The organism is Vibrio sp. CCB-PB317 (assembly GCF_022808245.1).
Classification (GTDB): Bacteria; Pseudomonadota; Gammaproteobacteria; order Enterobacterales; family Vibrionaceae; genus Vibrio; species Vibrio diabolicus.
The window spans coordinates 152,454-171,570 of record NZ_JALGNU010000001.1 but is presented as its reverse complement, the minus strand read 5'-3'; the positions used below and the strand labels follow the sequence as shown (position 1 = coordinate 171,570).

The following is a 19,117-nucleotide window of genomic DNA, read 5'->3' as shown; positions in this document are numbered from 1 at the left end:
AGAGAACATGGCAAAAGAATTTCTAATCGAGCTAGGTACAGAAGAGCTACCACCAACGCAACTTCGTACGCTAGCTGAAGCATTCGCAGCAAACTTCGAAGCAGAACTAAAAAGCGCTGAGCTTGCTCACGAAGGCGTGAAATGGTTTGCGGCTCCTCGTCGTCTTGCACTTAAAGTCGCGGCACTAGCAGAAAGCCAGTCTGACAAAGTGGTTGAAAAGCGTGGTCCTGCGGTTTCTGCAGCGTTTGACGCGGAAGGCAACCCAACCAAAGCAGCTCAAGGCTGGGCACGCGGTTGTGGTATTTCTGTTGACCAAGCAGAGCGCATGGTTACAGACAAAGGCGAATGGCTACTGTTCAAACAAGAAGTGAAAGGTCAGCCAACGTCTGAGATCGTTGTTGAACTTGCAGCGAAAGCACTAGCAAACCTACCTATCGCAAAACCAATGCGTTGGGGTAACAAAACGACTCAATTTATCCGTCCAGTTAAGACGCTAACCATGCTAATGGGCAGCGACCTAATCGAAGGCGAGATCCTTGGTGTCGCTTCTGACCGCACTATCCGTGGTCACCGCTTCATGGGTGAGCAAGAGTTCACTATCGATTCTGCTGAGCAATACCCTGCGATTCTAGAAGAGCGCGGTAAAGTAATGGCAGATTACGAAGCGCGTAAAGCCATCATCCTAGCTGACGCACAAAAAGCGGCAGCAGCGGTTGGCGGTATCGCTGACCTAGAAGATGACCTAGTAGAAGAAGTCACGTCTCTGGTTGAATGGCCAGTAGTACTTACAGCGAAGTTTGAAGAAGAGTTCCTAAAAGTGCCTTCTGAAGCGTTGGTTTACACCATGAAAGGTGACCAGAAGTACTTCCCTGTTTATGACGAAAACAAGAAGCTACTACCTAACTTCATCTTCGTATCGAACATCGAATCAAAAGAGCCTCGTTACGTAATCGAAGGTAATGAGAAAGTGGTTCGTCCTCGTCTTGCTGACGCAGAATTCTTCTTCAACACAGACCGTAAGCGTCCGCTTATCGACCGTCTGCCTGAGCTAGAACAAGCGATCTTCCAAAAGCAACTGGGCACGATCAAAGACAAAACAGACCGCATCACAGAGCTTGCTGGCTACATTGCTGAGCAAATCGGTGCTGACGTTGAGAAATCAAAGCGTGCTGGTCTACTAGCAAAATGTGACCTAATGACCTCAATGGTATTCGAATTCACGGATACTCAAGGTGTGATGGGTATGCACTACGCTCGCCACGACGGTGAAGCAGAAGAAGTTGCAGTCGCACTGAACGAGCAATACATGCCTCGTTTCGCAGGTGATGAACTGCCATCAAACGGCGTTTCAACCGCAGTTGCAATGGCAGACAAGCTAGACACTATCGTAGGTATCTTCGGTATTGGTCAAGCGCCTAAAGGCAGCGACCCATTCGCACTACGCCGCGCATCTCTAGGTGTACTACGTATCATCGTTGAATACGGCTACAACCTAGATCTTGTTGACCTAGTAGCGAAAGCGAAGTCACTGTTTGGCGACCGCCTAACCAACGACAACGTTGAACAAGACGTTATCGAGTTCATGCTTGGTCGTTTCCGCGCTTGGTACCAAGACGAAGGCTTCAGCGTAGACATCATTCAAGCAGTTCTAGCGCGTCGCCCGACTAAACCAGCAGACTTCGACCAACGAGTTAAAGCGGTTTCTCACTTCCGTGAACTGGAAGCGGCAGAGTCTCTAGCAGCAGCGAACAAACGTGTTGGTAACATCCTAGCGAAATTCGACGGCGAACTAGCAGCAGACATCGACCTAGCATTGCTACAAGAAGACGCAGAGAAAGCACTAGCAGAAAGCGTTGAAGTAATGACGGAAGCACTAGAGCCTGCATTTGCGACCGGTAACTACCAAGAAGCCCTAAGCAAGCTAGCAGATCTACGTGAGCCAGTGGATGCGTTCTTCGATAACGTAATGGTAATGGCAGACGACGAAGCACTTAAGAAGAACCGTCTGACATTGCTGAACAACCTGCGTAACCTGTTCTTACAGGTCGCAGATATCTCTGTCCTTCAAAAGTAATTCATTACTGATTCAGAAGTGATTAAGAGATAAGTAAAGGGAAGCGTCGGCTTCCCTTTTTTGTTGTCTTTAAACGGAGATAATCGGTTCTTATTATTCATTTTGTGAACAAGGCAAAAATTTGTAGGGTGAGACACGTTTAACTTGTTGGTGCAGAGCTCGGATTGTAGAGGCTCAGTTTTGCTATAACTGGACTGTTTATTCGGGGGAAGGACACAATGAAAAAAACAATTCTCGCACTCTCTATTGGACTATTGAGCGCCTGCAGCCAGATTCCAGAAAATGCTATCGTACTGAGCGTTGGAGACGATACAGCCGTCTTCGAACCAAACTCTAACGGCTTACTTGTCGCCGAGCAAAAACTCGAAAAAGGCAGCTACACCTTTACCATTGCCGACAGTAATCAAAGCTGTGGAAGTAGTTTTGCTTTGGCAGAAGAAAGCCGCATCAAATTCAATCGTCCATTAAAAATGGATAATTGCGCCACAGATGCCCAAATGCCGCTGCGCATCTTCAAAGCCAACACCTATCAATTTACGCTCAACCCAACCACTAACGAGCTAACTGTTAGGCTCAAACCCAAAAAGAATCAAGACATCACCTACTCTTGCCCTGTCGCAACCAATACGCCAAAAACCATCAACGTTGAGCAAACCTTTAATGATGGCACTGTCGTTCGCGATGCCTTAACCGGACAAGAAACTATAGTTACAGATGGCAGCGTAACCATGCAGCCGGGCCCTATGAGCCAAGGTCTGTTGTTACTAGAAGAGGTTGAGCAACAAGCAGAAAAACCTTTCAGTTGGGACAACGCGACGGTGTACTTCGTCATGACTGACCGCTTCTATAACGGCAACCCAGACAACGACAACAGCTACGGTCGCAGCAAAGACGGGAAATACGAGATTGGTACCTTCCATGGTGGTGACTTAGCGGGTCTGACGAAAAAACTCGATTACATCGAATCACTTGGTGTCAATGCTATCTGGATAACCTCACCACTGGAACAAATCCACGGCTGGGTTGGCGGCGGCGATAAAGGCGACTTTAAGCACTACGGCTACCACGGCTACTACCATCAAGACTGGACCAAGCTTGATGCCAACATGGGTACCGAAGATGAACTCAGAACCTTCGTCGATACCGCTCACAAGAAAGGCATCCGCGTGATTTGGGATGTAGTCATGAACCACACAGGTTATGCGACATTAGCAGACATGCAGGAATTCGGCTTTGGTCAGCTTTACCTTGATGACCAAGAAGCCAAAGAAGTCCTTGGTGAAAAATGGACCGACTGGCAGCCGAAATCAGGACAAAGCTGGCACAGCTTCAACGACTACATCAAATACGGTGATAGCGAAGCGTGGGATAAATGGTGGGGCAAAGATTGGATCCGCACCGACATTGGTGACTACGATGCTCCGGGCTACAACGACATCACCATGTCTTTGAACTACCTACCGGATCTAAAAACCGAATCGACTCAGAAAACCGGACTACCAAACTTCTTCCGCAATAAAGACACCAATGCGCAAGATGAGCTACAAACCCCACGTGAACATCTGATTACGTGGTTATCCGACTGGGTACGCGACTACGGCATTGATGGCTTCCGCGTTGACACGGCCAAACACGTTGAAATGGAAGCGTGGGCAGATCTGAAAGCCAGCACCACTCAAGCGCTTGCCCAGTGGAAACAAAACAACCCAGACAAAGCCTTGGATGACCTACCTTTCTGGATGACGGGTGAAGTATGGGCGCACAGCGTGGTGAAAAGCCCGTATTTCGATAACGGCTTCGATTCCATCATCAACTTCGAGTTCCAATCTGATGTAGCACCCAAAGCGCTGAAATGCTTTGCGCAACTCGATAGCGATTATCGCCGCTACGCGGAACGTATTAACTCCGATCCTGAGTTCAACGTGTTGAGTTACCTGTCTTCGCACGATACTCAACTGTTTTGGTCGGCACGCAGCCGCAGCTTCGATGACCAAGCACGCGCTGCCAATGCACTAATGCTGACGCCGGGTGCAGTGCAAATCTATTACGGCGATGAGATTGCTCGTGATTTTGGTATTACCGGTTCCGACCCTACTCAAGGTACTCGCTCTGATATGCCATGGGATAAGATTCATGGCGAACGTGAAGACTTGCTGCAACATTGGCAAAAACTCGGCGAGTTCCGTCAACGCCACCCAGCGGTTGCGCAAGGCAAACACATCACTCGCAATCAAGAAGAGTATTACGCGTTCGAGCGCCAATACCACGACGACAAAGTGCTGATCGTCTACACTGGCGAATAGCCGATTCACTCCACCAGCAAGGGAAGCATTTCGCTTCCCTTTTTTATTCACTGCTCATATCCCCATCATCTGGTCTGATGACAAACTTTTTTCTTCTTCGAGTAAATTCACACTTTGCGTCGTAATAACATTAGGGTAAGGTCAAGTATTACTCTATAAGCTGATGTTTCATCAGCATTCAATACACATAAGCAATCACAATGAATTAGGTATCAGTCAGCATGCAGTTCTCAAAGTTTGGTGAAAAATTTAATCAGTATTCAGGTATCACGCAGTTAATGGACGATTTGAATGATGGTCTACGCACACCAGGTGCCATCATGCTCGGTGGAGGCAACCCAGCCGCCATTCCTGCCATGCTCGATTATTTTCACCAAGCCAGTGAGGAAATGCTCGCCAGTGGAGAGCTCGTCGCCGCCCTAGCCAACTACGATGGCCCACAGGGTAAAGATGCGTTCGTGAAAGCGCTGGCTCAGTTATTCCGTGAAACTTACGGTTGGGACATTTCAGAGAAGAACATCAGCCTAACTAACGGCAGCCAAAGTGGCTTCTTCTACTTGTTCAACTTACTCGCAGGTAAACAGCCTGACGGTTCGCATAAGAGGGTGCTACTGCCTATCGCGCCTGAGTACATCGGCTATGGTGATGCTGGCATTGATGAAGATATTTTTGTCTCTTACCACCCAGAAATCGAGCTGTTAGATAACGGATTGTTTAAATACCACGTCGATTTTGAACAGCTAACCGTCGACGATTCTGTTGCGGCAATCTGCGCATCTCGCCCAACCAACCCAACGGGTAACGTACTGACAGACGAAGAAGTGCGTAAACTGGACAAACTCGCACGTGAAAACAACATCCCACTGATCATCGATAACGCCTACGGCTTGCCGTTCCCGAACATCATCTTTGAAGATGTCGAACCATTCTGGAATGAAAACACCATCTTGTGCATGAGCCTATCCAAACTTGGCTTGCCTGGCGTGCGTTGCGGGATTGTGATTGCGAGTGAAGAAATCACTCAAGCGTTAACCAATATGAACGGCATCATCAGCCTAGCACCAGGCAGTGTGGGTCCAGCGCTGGCAAACCACATCATCGCTAAAGGCGACCTGCTTAAACTGAGTTCAGAGGTGATTAAGCCGTTTTACAAGCAGAAGTCGCAACGTGCGGTTGAACTGCTACAACAGGCGATTACCGATGAGCGCTTCCGTATCCACAAACCTGAAGGGGCGATCTTCTTGTGGTTATGGTTTGATGAGTTGCCAATTACGACAATGGAGTTGTACCAACGCTTGAAAGCGCGTGGTGTATTGATTGTTCCGGGTGAGTACTTCTTTATTGGCCAGAAAGACGAATGGGACCACGCTCATCAGTGCTTACGCATGAACTACGTTCAAGACGATGAGATGATGCAGAAAGGTATCGCGATTATCGCGGAAGAAGTCGAAAAGGCTTACCAACAAGGTCAGTAAAGCAAACTCCCACATCAAAGACACAAATTAAAAAGAGCGCCAACTGGCGCTCTTTCTCACTCTATAGGGCAAATAACTTACTGATTAGTTGTTTTCTAACAGGTTGTTGCCACCGATAGCAATTTTACGTGGTTGCATTGCTTCTGGAATTTCACGAATCAAATCAATATGTAATAAGCCGTTTTCCATTGATGCGCCTGTCACTTTGACGTAATCCGCTAGCTGGAATTTACGTTCGAAGTCGCGCTCAGCAATGCCTTGGTACACGTAGTTTTTGCCTTCTTCTGCTTTGCGTTCGCCCTTCACAATCAACATGTTTTCGTTTTGAGTCAGATCGAGTTGGTCTTCAGAGAAGCCAGCAACTGCCATAGTAATACGGTAGTTATGCTCGTCTTTTTGCTCAATGTTGTACGGAGGGTAACCGCCAGAAGTATTTTTCGCTGTATTCGCTTCCATCAGGTTTAGCAGACGATCAAAGCCAATTGCATTACGGTATAGTGGTGAGAAATCTACGTTACGCATAAATCTATCCTCTTAATTAAGCAATAGTCTTAGCTCAGATGACCTTCATCTCACAGGCGTGTTTATGCAAAAACCAACGCCGAGCTAAGAGATTCTTATCATTCCGCAGGCCATCATTTGGCTCGGAGACATGATAGGAAATCTAAAGGTTTAAGTTGTGTGCTAAAACGCCATATCCTCTTTTGAGCGATCTCGTTTTAGCGATTCCAGAGGGCTGTCTTCTAGTCTCTAGCAAGCCAGTCATCCTCTTCCCAACTAGATATAAGGTCGTCAAAAATGACTTTCAAGGGAAAAAATAAAAAATTTTAAGTGCGCTCGCTATCTCCCCAGAAAGGTCAGTTTACCCTCGCTTTGCAATCGGTATTAAAAAGCCCACCTTTCTGGTGGGCTCAATCTGCACTCTACTTGCGGGAGGATTTACGCGCTTTTACAACGCTCTTTTCTGCTGCTTTTTCCTGTTTTAACTTACGCTTTTCTTTCAGACTCAACTGTGGTTGTTTTTTGTCTTTCTTACTCATGACTTCACCTCTATTTATTGGCACAACAGACAACCACACAGCATTTTCTGAGCTGGTGGCTGCGATTGATGAACAATTTCAGTAATCACAAAGCAGCGTCGCTGATTAAAAATTTCCACTTCGAGCGCATCATTTTTAGCTCGACCTAACAATCGAGACCCCAAATAAGAATCGACCGCGAGCATACCTGTCATCGGTTGCCCCTTGCGCGAGCTAACTAACGTCATGCGATATTGATAGGCGCGTTCAACATCCACTAAGCGAACCGTGTCCCCAACCGCAATACGAGCTCGGTTACGGCAATGGGCCTGTTGCTCGCAGGTTTCAAATAGCGATAACAACCTTAGTGGTGATTGATAGGTTAAAAAGCGACTGGTTAACCACCAAGTTCGCAGCGCCAAACAGTACGCCGAGAACCAGCGTTCAAACATGATTATTTCCTTCTTAATGCCTTGTCTTACAAATAAATTCAGTGCATTGAACCGGAAGTGCATCACCTCCGGCTTAGTTCAGGAAAGTCATCACCATTTTCTCAACCTCCTTATTCATCAGCTCTTCAGCACTATAGCGAGCAGAAAAAAGAAAGCAAAAGCGCCCAAGCGAACAAAATGGCGAGAAAAAAAGAAAACAGAAATAAAATGGCAAGCTTGATCAGGTTATTGGCAATTAGCACCAGAAAAACCAAAGTCTTGGCAGAAAGTGGCGATTTTCATTGGTGGTTAAAACAAAAAAAAGCAGCGATTTCTCGCTGCTTTTTTCTATTAAGATAAGTTGTCGTTACACGTCTAAGTTCGCTACTTTCAGCGCGTTTTCTTCGATGAAGTTACGACGAGGTTCTACTTGGTCACCCATCAGTGTTGTGAACAATTGGTCTGCGCCTACCGCATCCTCAATCGTTACTTGCATCATGCGACGCGTTTCTGGGTCCATAGTCGTTTCCCACAGCTGATCTGGGTTCATCTCACCTAGACCTTTGTAACGCTGACGGCTCAGACCACGCATTGACTCTTTAACCAACCAATCAAGCGCTTCTGCAAAGCTTGCTACTGGCATCGTACGCTCACCACGTTTGATGTACGCACCTTCTTCCAGAAGCCCATCCAGTGCTTCTGATAGATCAGCCAACTTGCCGTACTCTTTCGAGTTTAGGAAGTCGATGCTAATTGCATGTTCGTGCGTCACGCCGTGAGTACGAACCACGATCTTAGGCAAGTTTAAGCCTAGTTCTTCGTGCTGTTCAACTTCGTAGCTGTATTGGCTCGCACCCACTTCTTTCGCATTCAGCTGCTCAATAAGCTGCTTCGTCCACGCTTCAACAACTGATGCGTCATGGCATTGCTCAGGAGTTAGACGAGGAGTGTAAATCAGCTCGTTTACCAAAGCACTTGGGTAACGACGGCTCATACGTTCCGCCAGTTTAATACCCGCATTGTACTGTTGAACAAGCTTCTCTAGTGCTTCACCTGCCAATGCTGGTGCTTCTGCGTTTACGTGTAGCGATGCATTATCCAGAGCCAATGATACTTGGTATTGGTTCATCGCTTCTTCGTCTTTGATGTACTGCTCTTGTTTGCCTTTTTTCACTTTGTAAAGTGGTGGCTGAGCGATGTACACGTAACCACGCTCGATAAGCTCTGGCATTTGACGGTAGAAGAAGGTCAATAGTAGCGTACGGATGTGCGAACCATCGACATCGGCATCGGTCATGATGATGATGTTGTGGTAACGCAACTTGTCCGGGTTGTACTCGTCACGACCGATACCACAACCAAGTGCAGTGATCAGAGTGGCCACTTCTTGCGAAGACAGCATCTTGTCGAAACGTGCTTTTTCTACGTTAAGAATCTTACCTTTTAGCGGTAGGATTGCTTGGTTCTTACGGTTACGGCCTTGTTTTGCGGAGCCGCCTGCCGAATCACCCTCCACTATGTATAGTTCAGAGAGTGCCGGATCTTTTTCCTGACAGTCTGCAAGTTTACCTGGAAGGCCAGCCAGGTCTAGTGCACCTTTACGGCGCGTCATTTCACGAGCTTTACGCGCTGCTTCACGTGCACGTGCTGCATCGATGATTTTCGAACAAACCATCTTCGCTTCTGTCGGGTTCTCAATCAGGAACTCAGACAGTTTTTCACCCATTGCAGACTCAACAGCTGATTTCACTTCAGAAGAAACCAGTTTGTCTTTAGTTTGGCTTGAGAACTTAGGATCTGGCACTTTCACCGAAACAACCGCAGTTAGACCTTCACGCGCATCGTCGCCTGAAGTCGCTGTTTTCGCTTTCTTCGAGAAACCTTCTTTATCCATAAAGCTGTTCAATGTACGTGTTAGCGCAGCACGGAAACCAGCAAGGTGAGTACCACCATCACGCTGTGGGATATTGTTGGTAAAGCAGAAGATGTTCTCTTGGAAACCATCGTTCCATTGCATCGCCACTTCAACTGAAATGCCGTCTTCACGCTCAGAGTTAAAGTGGAAGATTTTTTCGATGATTGGCGTTTTGTTGGTGTTTAGGTGATCAACGAACGCTTGAATACCACCTTCATACATGAAGTGATCATGTTTGTCCGCTTCACGTTCATCAACCAATTTGATCGACACACCAGAGTTCAGGAATGACAGTTCACGCAGGCGTTTCGCCAGAATGTCATAGTGGAACTCAGTGTTAGAGAACGTCTCGGCACTTGGCCAGAAACGAATTTGTGTACCGGTTTTATCCGTATCACCTACAACGGCTAGTGGCGCTTGAGGCTCACCATGGCGGTAGGTTTGCGTATGGATATGGCCACCACGATGAATCGTTAGCTCAACTTTCTCTGATAGTGCGTTTACTACTGAAACACCTACCCCGTGAAGACCACCCGATACTTTGTATGAGTTATCGTCGAACTTACCACCCGCGTGAAGAACCGTCATGATTACTTCTGCTGCAGAGACATTTTCCTCTGAGTGGATTTCTGTTGGAATGCCACGACCATCATCGCTAACGGAAACCGAGTTATCCTCATGAATTGTCACAACGATGTCTTTACAGTGACCTGCCAACGCTTCATCAATTGAGTTATCCACCACCTCGAAAACCATGTGGTGAAGGCCGGTGCCGTCGTCCGTATCGCCGATGTACATTCCTGGACGCTTACGTACCGCATCCAGACCCTTCAGTACCTTAATACTCGATGAATCGTAATTTTCAGACATGAGTTTCTCTCTTCTAGTTTGACTCTATCCTGCCATGTTCCACATGAAACAATTTACCGTTATCGTCCAACATATCGGCGATTTGGCTTTCAGTGATAGAGCTTACAAATACTTGTGCGCCCGTCTCTTTTAAGCAGTCAGCAAGACGCTTGCGACGTTGGCTATCTAATTCCGACGCAAAGTCGTCAATTAGGTAAATGCATTGTTTACCGGTCATCTCTGTCAGGTGTTGCCCTTGCGCGACACGCAATGCACACACCATGAGTTTTAATTGACCGCGTGACAGAACATCTTCAACGGGCGTTCCGTTCACTTTAATGCGCAAATCAGCTTTGTTTGGGCCACTAAAGGTGTATCCCAATGCCTGATCACGCTCAAAATTCTTTTCTAGTATCTCGTGGTATGGGGTGTCTTTATCCCAGCCACGATAATACTTCAATTGGATCTCAAATTCTGGCAAAAATGTCTGACAGATAGTTTCTGCGACGGTTTTCATCTGCTCGATGTAACTTGCTCGCCATTGGCTGATGTTTTCAGCCAACCCTGCCATTTCCTGATCCCAATAACTGAGCTCACGATAACTATTGGCGGTTTTCAACAACGCGTTGCGCTGCTTGTTCAGGCGCTTGAACCTTCCCCATGCTTGATAAAAAGCGGGCTCGGTATGAAACACGCCCCAATCAATAAACGCACGACGATGTTTAGGGCCATCTGTCAGTAAATCAAACCCTTCTGGGTGTATCAACTGCAGAGGCAGAACTTGTGCCAACTGCGCTAATTTTTGTCCAGATTGACCGCCTATTTTAACCTCTGTTGAGCCATCACGCTGCTTATTAATGCCGATAGGTAGCTCAAATTGATCCGAGTTCAAAAAACGACCATGAACAAACAGTTCGTCACACTCATTTTGTATCACTCGTCCGGTGAGAGAGCTCTTGAATGAGCGGCCATGCCCGAGCAGGTAAACCGCTTCTAAGACACTGGTTTTACCGCTGCCGTTCGGCCCGATAAGAAAGTTAAAGCCTGCTGATAACTCAATATCACAGGCTTTAATGTTTCGAAACTGCTGAATGATGAGACGAGAAAGAGGCATTCAGTTGGCTTATAGACGAATTGGCATCACCACGTACATGGCACTGTCATCGTCGGCATTTTCAATCAATGCGCTAGCGTTAGCATCCGACATCGACACACGTACATTTTCACAACGCAACGTGTTCAGAACATCAAGCACATAGCTTACGTTAAAGCCGATTTCGATGGCGTCACCTTCAAAGGTTACATCAAGCATCTCTTCCGCTTCTTCTTGTTCTGGGTTATTCGCGGTTATGCGCATTTCAGTATCAGCCAGATTCACACGCACGCCACGGAATTTTTCGTTGGAAAGAATCGCAGCACGAGAGAAGGCTTGGCGCAACTCGTCACAACTTGCTATTAGGGTCTTATTGGTGCTCTGAGGCAATACGCGGCGGTAGTCAGGGAAACGACCATCAACCAACTTAGAGGTAAAAGTAAAGTTATTCACCTCAGCACGAACATTGGAGCTACCGATCTGAAGTACTACAGGTTGCTCTGGCGCGTCCATCAACTTCACTAATTCTTGCACACCTTTGCGTGGCACGATGATTTGCTTCTGCGCAAAATCCGCACCCAGCTGAGTTTGCGATACCGCCATACGGTGGCCGTCCGTCGCCACGCTGCGTAGCGTGGTACCGTCAATTTCAAACAACATGCCGTTGAGGTAGTAACGAACGTCTTGATTCGCCATCGAGAACTGAGTTTTGTCGATCAGCGTACGTAGATCGGCTTGGCTCAGTGATACTTCCACTTCACTTTGCCAATCTTCAATATTAGGGAAATCGTTCGCAGGAAGCGTTGCCAATGAGAAACGGCTGCGACCAGAGCGAACTTGTACGCGATCACCTTCTAATACAAATGTGATGATCGCATCGTCCGGTAAACCACGGCAGATATCGAGAAACTTACGCGAAGGAACGGTAATGCTGCCCGCTTCAAAATCACCTTCTAGCGTCACTTTGCTTACTAACTCTACTTCAAGATCGGTTGCCGTCATCGACAATACGTTCTCTTCTACTTTAAGAAGTAGGTTACCCAGGATTGGCAGAGTTGGTCGGCCACCTAAAGCGCCCGAAACCTGCTGTAGCGGTTTGATTAAATGACTACGTTCAATGGTAAATTTCATGCTTGGCTCTTTACGCTGTCAGCTCAATAAATGATTTGCTTAGAATACCGTTATTCTAACCGATTACGAGGACAGGGTGCGAATCAAGTTAGAGTAATCTTCTTTAATATCGTGGCTCTCTTCACGCAGCTGCTCAATCTTGCGACACGCATGAAGTACGGTCGTATGATCGCGACCACCAAATGCATCACCGATTTCTGGCAAGCTGTGGTTGGTTAACTCTTTTGCTAACGCCATGGCCAGCTGACGAGGACGCGCTACAGAACGAGAGCGACGTTTAGACAGCAAGTCCGCCACTTTAATCTTGTAGTATTCCGCCACGGTCTTTTGAATGTTATCGATCGTCACCAGCTTCTCTTGTAGAGCAAGCAGATCGCGCAGCGCTTCACGAACAAAATCAATCGTAATTGGGCGGCCAGTAAAGTTCGCGTTAGCGATAACGCGGTTCAGTGCACCTTCTAGCTCACGGACGTTCGAACGCAGACGCTTGGCAATGAAGAATGCCACTTCATCAGCAAGGTGGATTTGGTGATCTTCGGCTTTTTTCATCAAGATCGCCACACGCGTTTCAAGCTCAGGCGGCTCGATCGCAACAGTAAGACCCCAACCAAAGCGAGATTTAAGACGATCTTCAACGCCATTAATCTCTTTAGGATAACGGTCAGACGTTAAGATGATCTGCTGGTTACCTTCCAATAGTGCGTTGAAGGTATGGAAGAATTCTTCTTGCGAACGTTCTTTATTAGCAAAGAATTGGATGTCATCGATAAGGAGTGCATCCACACTGCGGTAGTAGCGTTTGAATTCTTCAATCGCATTGTTTTGCAGCGCTTTCACCATGTCTTGCACAAAACGCTCTGAGTGCATGTAGACCACTTTCGCGTTCGGGTTGTTATCCACAATCGCGTTACCCACCGCATGCAATAAGTGGGTTTTACCCAAACCCGTGCCGCCGTATAGGAATAGTGGGTTGTAAGCTGCACCAGGGTTATCCGATACCTGACGCGCCGCAGCCAAACCCAGTTGGTTCGACTTACCTTCAACAAAGTTGTCGAACTTGTGTTTTGGGTTCATGTTTGAGCGGTGATTGATCGCCGCAATCGCTTGAGCGTCGTCATCCCAGGTTTTGTGTACTGGCTTACGCGCCTGTAATTGCGCAGGTGCAGATGACTCCGCAGCCACATCTGCAGGCGTACGTGTCGGCGCTGGTTTTGGAGCAGAGACAGGTCGACTCCCCACTTCAAAGCGTAAGTTAGGAATGTCGCCACCACAGTATTCCTGTAGTAAACGAGTAATATTGTTCAGATACTTATCACGCACCCAGTCCAACACAAAGCGGTTTGGCGCGAATAGAGTGAGAGTATTGTCATTGAGCTCCGCTTGTAGCGGACGAACCCACATGCTGAATTCTGTAGCTGGTAGCTCTTCTTGAAGCTGCTGCAAACATTGCAGCCAAAGCGAAGATGACACGGTGCCCCCACTGAGTAATTGAATTATCGGAAAAGACTGGCAATTTTACCTGTTGATAACCAAGATCGCCAGCGATTGATCGACGATCCAGTGAATAAGATCCAAGTTATTCACAATTATTTCTGCAAACTTGATGAGATCAACACACCTTGCCCCAAATTTGCCCACACAACGATCCACAATTGGGCAAAATTCACAAGATCGAGTGATTGGTGATAAGTCTGTGTATTATTTTATTCCCAATGCTGATTTTGTCGATCATTTCCCCTGGTTCAGTTCGCATTTTCGTCACATTTAACATTCTTCTTCTATTATCTAATAACTCACAGGTCTAGGTTATTGCTCTTGGTTATTTATTTAATTGAGCTAACTAACAGTAGTATTTCCAACCATAAAATTATGGAGATGTATTATGAAAAACTGGATTAAGGTTGCCGTTGCAGCCATTGCACTGTCGGCAGCAACCGTACAAGCCGCTACTGAAGTCAAAGTTGGTATGTCAGGTCGCTACTTCCCGTTTACTTTTGTAAAGCAAGATAAGCTACAAGGCTTTGAAGTCGACATGTGGGATGAAATCGGCAAACGCAACGATTACAAAATCGAATACGTAACCGCTAACTTCTCTGGTTTATTTGGTCTGCTAGAAACCGGTCGCATCGATACGATCTCCAACCAAATCACCATGACTGATGAGCGTAAAGCCAAATACCTATTTGCTGACCCTTACGTTGTAGATGGCGCACAAATTACCGTGCGTAAAGGCAACGACAGCATCAAAGGTGTTGACGATCTTGCGGGCAAAACCGTTGCTGTGAATCTAGGATCTAACTTCGAGCAACTGCTTCGTCAGTACGACAAAGACGGCAAGATCAACATTAAAACGTACGACACAGGTATCGAACATGACGTGGCGCTCGGTCGTGCAGATGCATTTGTAATGGATCGTCTTTCTGCGTTAGAGCTGATTAAGAAAACCGGTCTTCCTTTGGAATTGGCGGGCGAACCGTTTGAAACCATTCAAAACGCATGGCCTTTCGTGGACAACGAGAAAGGTCGTAAGCTGCAAGAAGAAGTAAACAAAGCACTGGCTGAGATGCGCGCAGATGGTACAGTAGAGAAAATTTCCGTGAAGTGGTTTGGCGCTGACATCACGAAATAAGAACTCTTTGTACTTTAGGCCGCAAAGTGGTATCACTCTCGGACTAAAATAAACTTACGTAAAGGTGGAACTTGTTTTCCACCTTTTCTTTTCTCTAGCCTTTAGGTAAGCCGTATGGGATTTGACTTTAATTACATGTTGGAACTGCTGCCGATATTGCTGAAATATCTTGGCACTACCATGGAAATGGCGACATGGGGATTGGTGTTTTCACTGATTTTATCCGTCATTTTAGCCAATATTCGCGTATTTAAACTGCCAGTTCTGGATCAATTAAGCCAACTGTACATCAGCTTCTTCCGTGGCACCCCTCTCTTAGTTCAGCTTTTCCTGCTTTATTACGGCTTACCACAAATTTTCCCATTGATGGTGGGTATTGATGCCTTCTCAGCAGCGGTGATCGGTTTAACGCTGCACTTTGCCGCTTATATGGCGGAAAGTATTCGTGCCGCCATTATTGGTATTGATCGTAGCCAGATGGAAGCGAGCTTGTCGGTGGGCATGACAACATCTCAGGCGATGCGCCGCGTCATTTTACCTCAAGCAACGCGTGTCGCACTGCCTTCATTGATGAACTATTTCATCGATATGATCAAGTCAACGTCTCTCGCCTTTACGCTTGGTGTGGCTGAAATCATGGCCAAAGCACAGATGGAAGCCTCATCAAGTTTCCGTTTCTTTGAAGCTTTCCTTGCGGTTGCTCTTATTTACTGGGGCGTGGTGGTGATTCTGACTCGCGTACAAATCTGGGCAGAAGCAAAACTGAATAAGGCGTACGTACGATGATTAAGTTAGAAAATATTCACAAACGTTTTGGTGAGACTGAAGTGCTGAAAGGCATCAACCTCGATATTAAGCAAGGTGAGATCATCGTGATTATCGGCTCAAGTGGCACGGGTAAATCAACCTTGCTGCGTACGGTGAACTTTCTAGAACAAGCAGATGAAGGTCGTATCACGATAGATGACATCTCCGTTGATACTCAAAAACACACTAAAGCCGAAGTATTAGCGCTGCGTCGTCGAACTGGCTTTGTGTTCCAAAACTATGCCCTGTTTGCCCATATGAATGCGCGCCAGAACATTGCCGAAGGTCTAGTGACCGTTCGAGGTTGGAAAAAAGCCGATGCTCTCAAACGAGCGCAACAAATTCTGGATGACATCGGTCTTGGGGATAAAGGCGATAGTTATCCAGCGGCATTGTCTGGCGGCCAACAACAACGTGTGGGTATCGGCCGAGCGATGGCGCTGCAACCAGAACTGCTGTTGTTTGACGAACCAACTTCTGCGCTGGATCCTGAATGGGTCGGTGAAGTTCTCTCATTAATGAAGAAGTTAGCTAATCAGCATCAAACCATGCTGGTGGTGACGCACGAGATGCAATTCGCGAAAGAAGTCGCTGATAGAGTGATCTTCATGGCGGAAGGCAATATCGTAGAGCAAGGTTCTCCACAGGATATCTTCGATAATCCACAAGATCCTCGTTTGAAAAAATTCCTTAACCAAGTAGGAATAGAGTAACGATCAAGCATCAGGATCGATTGATCCTTGAGATTTTACTCACACTACGTATAATCGCCCGGCCGGAATTTCGTACTCATTGAGTCATTGACACATTATGTGAGTGTGATTACAATTCCGCCTCTTTGTTGAGAGGCGTCGGTTGTCCTTCTCTATATAAAGAGCTTCTTTATATAAGAAAGCAAATACCCACGCCGGGTTTAACAAGAACCTAAAACTACTGATCAGTAAAGGTAATTATCATGAAACGCACTTTTCAACCTACAGTTCTAAAGCGCAAGCGTACTCACGGCTTCCGTGCTCGCATGGCAACTAAGAACGGTCGTAAAGTTATCAACGCACGTCGTGCAAAAGGCCGTGCGCGCCTATCAAAATAATCGCTAGTTTATTTTGAACACGTACGCGTTTAATCGGGAGTTACGTTTGTTAACTCCCGAGCATTATCAAAACGTCTTCCAGCAAGCTCATCGAGCTGGCTCGCCTCATTTCACCATCATTGCTCGCAATAACAAACTTTCTCACCCACGATTAGGTTTAGCGGTTCCCAAAAAGCAAATCAAAACGGCTGTCGGTCGTAACCGATTTAAGCGTTTGGCTCGTGAAAGCTTTCGTAACAATCAACATCAGCTTCCAAACAAAGATTTTGTTGTGATTGCGAAGAAAAGCGCGCAAGATTTAAGCAATGAGGAAATTTTTAAGTTGTTTGATAAGCTATGGCAACGCCTGTCTCGCCCTTCACGTGGATAGCCATTGGGCTCGTTTATCTGTATCGCTGGTTTATCAGCCCTTTGATTGGTCCTCGTTGCCGGTTCACACCAACCTGTTCCACTTACGCGCTAGAAGCTTTGAGAGCTCACGGTTTTGTAAAAGGATGTTGGTTATCAGGCAAACGTCTATTAAAATGCCACCCTTTGAATGAAGGGGGGTATGACCCCGTTCCACCAGTCCAAAAACAAGACAGAGATAACTAACGATGGATTCTCAACGTAATATCCTGCTCATCGGTTTGGCCCTGGTTTCTTTTTTGCTGTTTCAACAATGGCAAGTTGCAAAGAATCCAGAACCTCAAGCAGTTGAACAGGCTCAATCAAGCAGCACTCTACCTGCACCATCTTTTGCTGATGAACTTGACCCAGTTCCTGGCCAACAGCAAGCTTCTGCAAAAACTATCACAGTAACGACTGATGTTTTAACTCTGTCGATCGACACCGTTGGTGGCGATGTGGTACATGCCAACCTTAACGAATACTCTGCTGAGTTAGATTCATCAGATTCTTTTGTTCTGCTTAAAGACGCTCAAGGTCACCAATTTATCGCTCAAAGCGGTCTAGTGGGTCCTCAAGGTATCGACTTGAGCAGCACAAATCGCCCTCACTACAACGTAAGTGCAGACAGCTTCACTCTAGCTGACGGTCAAGATGAACTTCGTGTTCCGATGACATTCACTACAAACGGCATCGAATACACCAAAACTTACATCTTTAAACGCGGCAGCTACGCGCTTAATGTTGAATACGATGTAGTGAACAACTCAGGCAATAACGCAACATTTGGTATGTACGCTCACCTACGTCAAAACCTAATGGACGATGGTGGTAGCATCACAATGCCTACTTACCGTGGTGGCGCATACTCAACAGAAGATACGCGTTACAAGAAGTACAGCTTTGATGATATGCAGGATCGCAACCTGTCTCTAAACCTAGCCGATGGCCAAGGTTGGGCAGCAATGATTCAGCACTACTTTGCCGCAGCTTGGATCCCACGTAACGAACCAGGTACCAACCTATACACTCGTGTAATTGGCAACCTAGGCGACATCGGCGTTCGTATGCCGAACAAAACTATCGCAACAGGCGATCAGGCTAAATTTGAAGCAACACTTTGGGTTGGTCCAAAACTGCAAGATGAAATGGCAGAAGTGGCGCCTAACCTAGACCTAGTAGTGGACTACGGCTGGTTATGGTTCATTGCGAAGCCTCTTCATATGTTGCTTTCATTCATCCAGAGCTTTGTTGGTAACTGGGGTGTGGCAATCATCTGTCTGACCTTCATCGTTCGTGGTGCTATGTACCCACTAACAAAAGCGCAATACACGTCTATGGCGAAAATGCGTATGCTTCAGCCTAAGCTGCAAGCTATGCGTGAGCGCATCGGTGATGACCGCCAACGTATGAGCCAAGAAATGATGGAACTGTACAAGAAAGAGAAAGTGAACCCACTAGGTGGCTGTTTACCTCTTATCCTACAGATGCCTATCTTCATCGCACTATACTGGGCGCTAATGGAATCGGTAGAGCTTCGTCACTCACCATTCTTTGGTTGGATTCACGACTTGTCAGCGCAGGACCCTTACTACATCCTGCCGCTATTGATGGGTGCGTCTATGTTCCTAATCCAGAAGATGAGCCCGACAACGGTAACGGATCCAATGCAGCAGAAGATCATGACCTTTATGCCGGTTATGTTTACCTTCTTCTTCTTGTTCTTCCCATCAGGTCTCGTTCTGTACTGGTTGGTGTCGAACATCGTAACGCTTATCCAGCAAACTCTGATCTACAAAGGGTTAGAGAAAAAAGGCTTACACAGCAAGTAACCTTTTAGGAAATGATTGAGAAAGGCGGCCAAAAGGTCGCCTTTTTGTTTTTGGCTGATTACAATTCAGCTAACTAAAGTTA

The 19,117-nt window shown here is 46.6% G+C and carries 16 protein-coding genes; 10 read left to right on the top strand and 6 right to left on the bottom strand.

Going from position 1 to position 19,117, the window contains the following annotated elements; all coding sequences use genetic code 11:
• Positions 1-7: 7 nt before the first annotated feature.
• The 3 genes from glyS to MTR11_RS00835 all read left to right on the top strand — a co-directional run bounded on the left by glyS (position 8) and on the right by MTR11_RS00835 (position 5,852).
• A complete protein-coding gene (gene glyS, locus MTR11_RS00845; RefSeq protein ID WP_243326887.1) occupies positions 8-2,074 on the top strand; it encodes a glycine--tRNA ligase subunit beta in 2,067 nt (688 codons plus the stop codon).
• 218 nt (positions 2,075-2,292) lie between these two features.
• The gene (locus MTR11_RS00840) at positions 2,293-4,377 is read left to right on the top strand and encodes an alpha-amylase (protein ID WP_193448139.1); all 2,085 of its coding nucleotides are present in this window, start codon (positions 2,293-2,295) and stop codon (positions 4,375-4,377) included.
• A gap of 221 nt (positions 4,378-4,598) precedes the next feature.
• Positions 4,599-5,852: a valine--pyruvate transaminase gene (locus MTR11_RS00835; RefSeq protein ID WP_243326886.1), complete on the top strand. Its 1,254-nt coding sequence runs from the start codon at positions 4,599-4,601 to the stop codon at positions 5,850-5,852.
• 84 nt (positions 5,853-5,936) lie between these two features.
• Here the strand turns inward: MTR11_RS00835 and MTR11_RS00830 are convergent, their stop codons facing one another.
• The 6 genes from MTR11_RS00830 to dnaA all read right to left on the bottom strand — a co-directional run bounded on the left by MTR11_RS00830 (position 5,937) and on the right by dnaA (position 13,760).
• A complete protein-coding gene (locus tag MTR11_RS00830; protein WP_104969981.1) occupies positions 5,937-6,374 on the bottom strand; it encodes an Hsp20 family protein in 438 nt (145 codons plus the stop codon).
• 532 nt (positions 6,375-6,906) lie between these two features.
• Positions 6,907-7,323 (bottom strand): GreA/GreB family elongation factor, encoded by a 417-nt coding sequence (locus MTR11_RS00825; protein ID WP_025768940.1) that lies wholly within the window; start codon positions 7,321-7,323, stop codon positions 6,907-6,909.
• 346 nt (positions 7,324-7,669) lie between these two features.
• Complete coding sequence (gene gyrB, locus MTR11_RS00820) at positions 7,670-10,087, bottom strand: DNA topoisomerase (ATP-hydrolyzing) subunit B (protein WP_005394109.1); 2,418 nt, start codon at positions 10,085-10,087, stop codon at positions 7,670-7,672.
• Between the two features lie 13 nt (positions 10,088-10,100).
• Positions 10,101-11,180, bottom strand: coding sequence for a DNA replication/repair protein RecF (gene recF, locus MTR11_RS00815; RefSeq protein ID WP_005394107.1), 1,080 nt, complete (start codon positions 11,178-11,180; stop codon positions 10,101-10,103).
• Positions 11,181-11,189: 9 nt separating this feature from the next.
• Positions 11,190-12,290 (bottom strand): DNA polymerase III subunit beta, encoded by a 1,101-nt coding sequence (gene dnaN, locus MTR11_RS00810; RefSeq protein ID WP_005394106.1) that lies wholly within the window; start codon positions 12,288-12,290, stop codon positions 11,190-11,192.
• Positions 12,291-12,353: 63 nt separating this feature from the next.
• The gene (gene dnaA / locus MTR11_RS00805) at positions 12,354-13,760 is read right to left on the bottom strand and encodes a chromosomal replication initiator protein DnaA (RefSeq protein ID WP_005378835.1); all 1,407 of its coding nucleotides are present in this window, start codon (positions 13,758-13,760) and stop codon (positions 12,354-12,356) included.
• 412 nt (positions 13,761-14,172) lie between these two features.
• On the opposite strand from dnaA, the gene MTR11_RS00800 reads away from it, so the two are divergent.
• The 7 genes from MTR11_RS00800 to yidC all read left to right on the top strand — a co-directional run bounded on the left by MTR11_RS00800 (position 14,173) and on the right by yidC (position 19,035).
• The gene (locus MTR11_RS00800; protein WP_005378831.1) at positions 14,173-14,919 is read left to right on the top strand and encodes an amino acid ABC transporter substrate-binding protein; all 747 of its coding nucleotides are present in this window, start codon (positions 14,173-14,175) and stop codon (positions 14,917-14,919) included.
• 114 nt (positions 14,920-15,033) lie between these two features.
• The gene (locus MTR11_RS00795) at positions 15,034-15,705 is read left to right on the top strand and encodes an amino acid ABC transporter permease (RefSeq protein ID WP_005378829.1); all 672 of its coding nucleotides are present in this window, start codon (positions 15,034-15,036) and stop codon (positions 15,703-15,705) included.
• The gene (locus tag MTR11_RS00790) at positions 15,702-16,439 is read left to right on the top strand and encodes an amino acid ABC transporter ATP-binding protein (protein WP_046874587.1); all 738 of its coding nucleotides are present in this window, start codon (positions 15,702-15,704) and stop codon (positions 16,437-16,439) included. The genes MTR11_RS00795 and MTR11_RS00790 overlap by 4 nt, the downstream gene beginning before the upstream one ends.
• A 242-nt stretch (positions 16,440-16,681) precedes the next feature.
• Entirely contained in the window at positions 16,682-16,816 is a 135-nt protein-coding gene (gene rpmH / locus MTR11_RS00785) for a 50S ribosomal protein L34 (RefSeq protein ID WP_005378825.1), read from the top strand.
• Between the two features lie 46 nt (positions 16,817-16,862).
• Positions 16,863-17,186, top strand: coding sequence for a ribonuclease P protein component (rnpA, locus tag MTR11_RS00780; protein ID WP_005394102.1), 324 nt, complete (start codon positions 16,863-16,865; stop codon positions 17,184-17,186).
• Complete coding sequence (gene yidD / locus MTR11_RS00775; RefSeq protein ID WP_005378822.1) at positions 17,153-17,410, top strand: membrane protein insertion efficiency factor YidD; 258 nt, start codon at positions 17,153-17,155, stop codon at positions 17,408-17,410. Before rnpA ends, yidD begins: the two co-directional genes overlap by 34 nt.
• 2 nt (positions 17,411-17,412) lie before the next feature.
• Positions 17,413-19,035 carry a membrane protein insertase YidC gene (yidC, locus tag MTR11_RS00770; RefSeq protein WP_243326885.1) on the top strand — a complete coding sequence of 541 codons (1,623 nt, stop codon included), beginning with the start codon at positions 17,413-17,415 and terminating at the stop codon, positions 19,033-19,035.
• Positions 19,036-19,117: the final 82 nt, after the last annotated feature.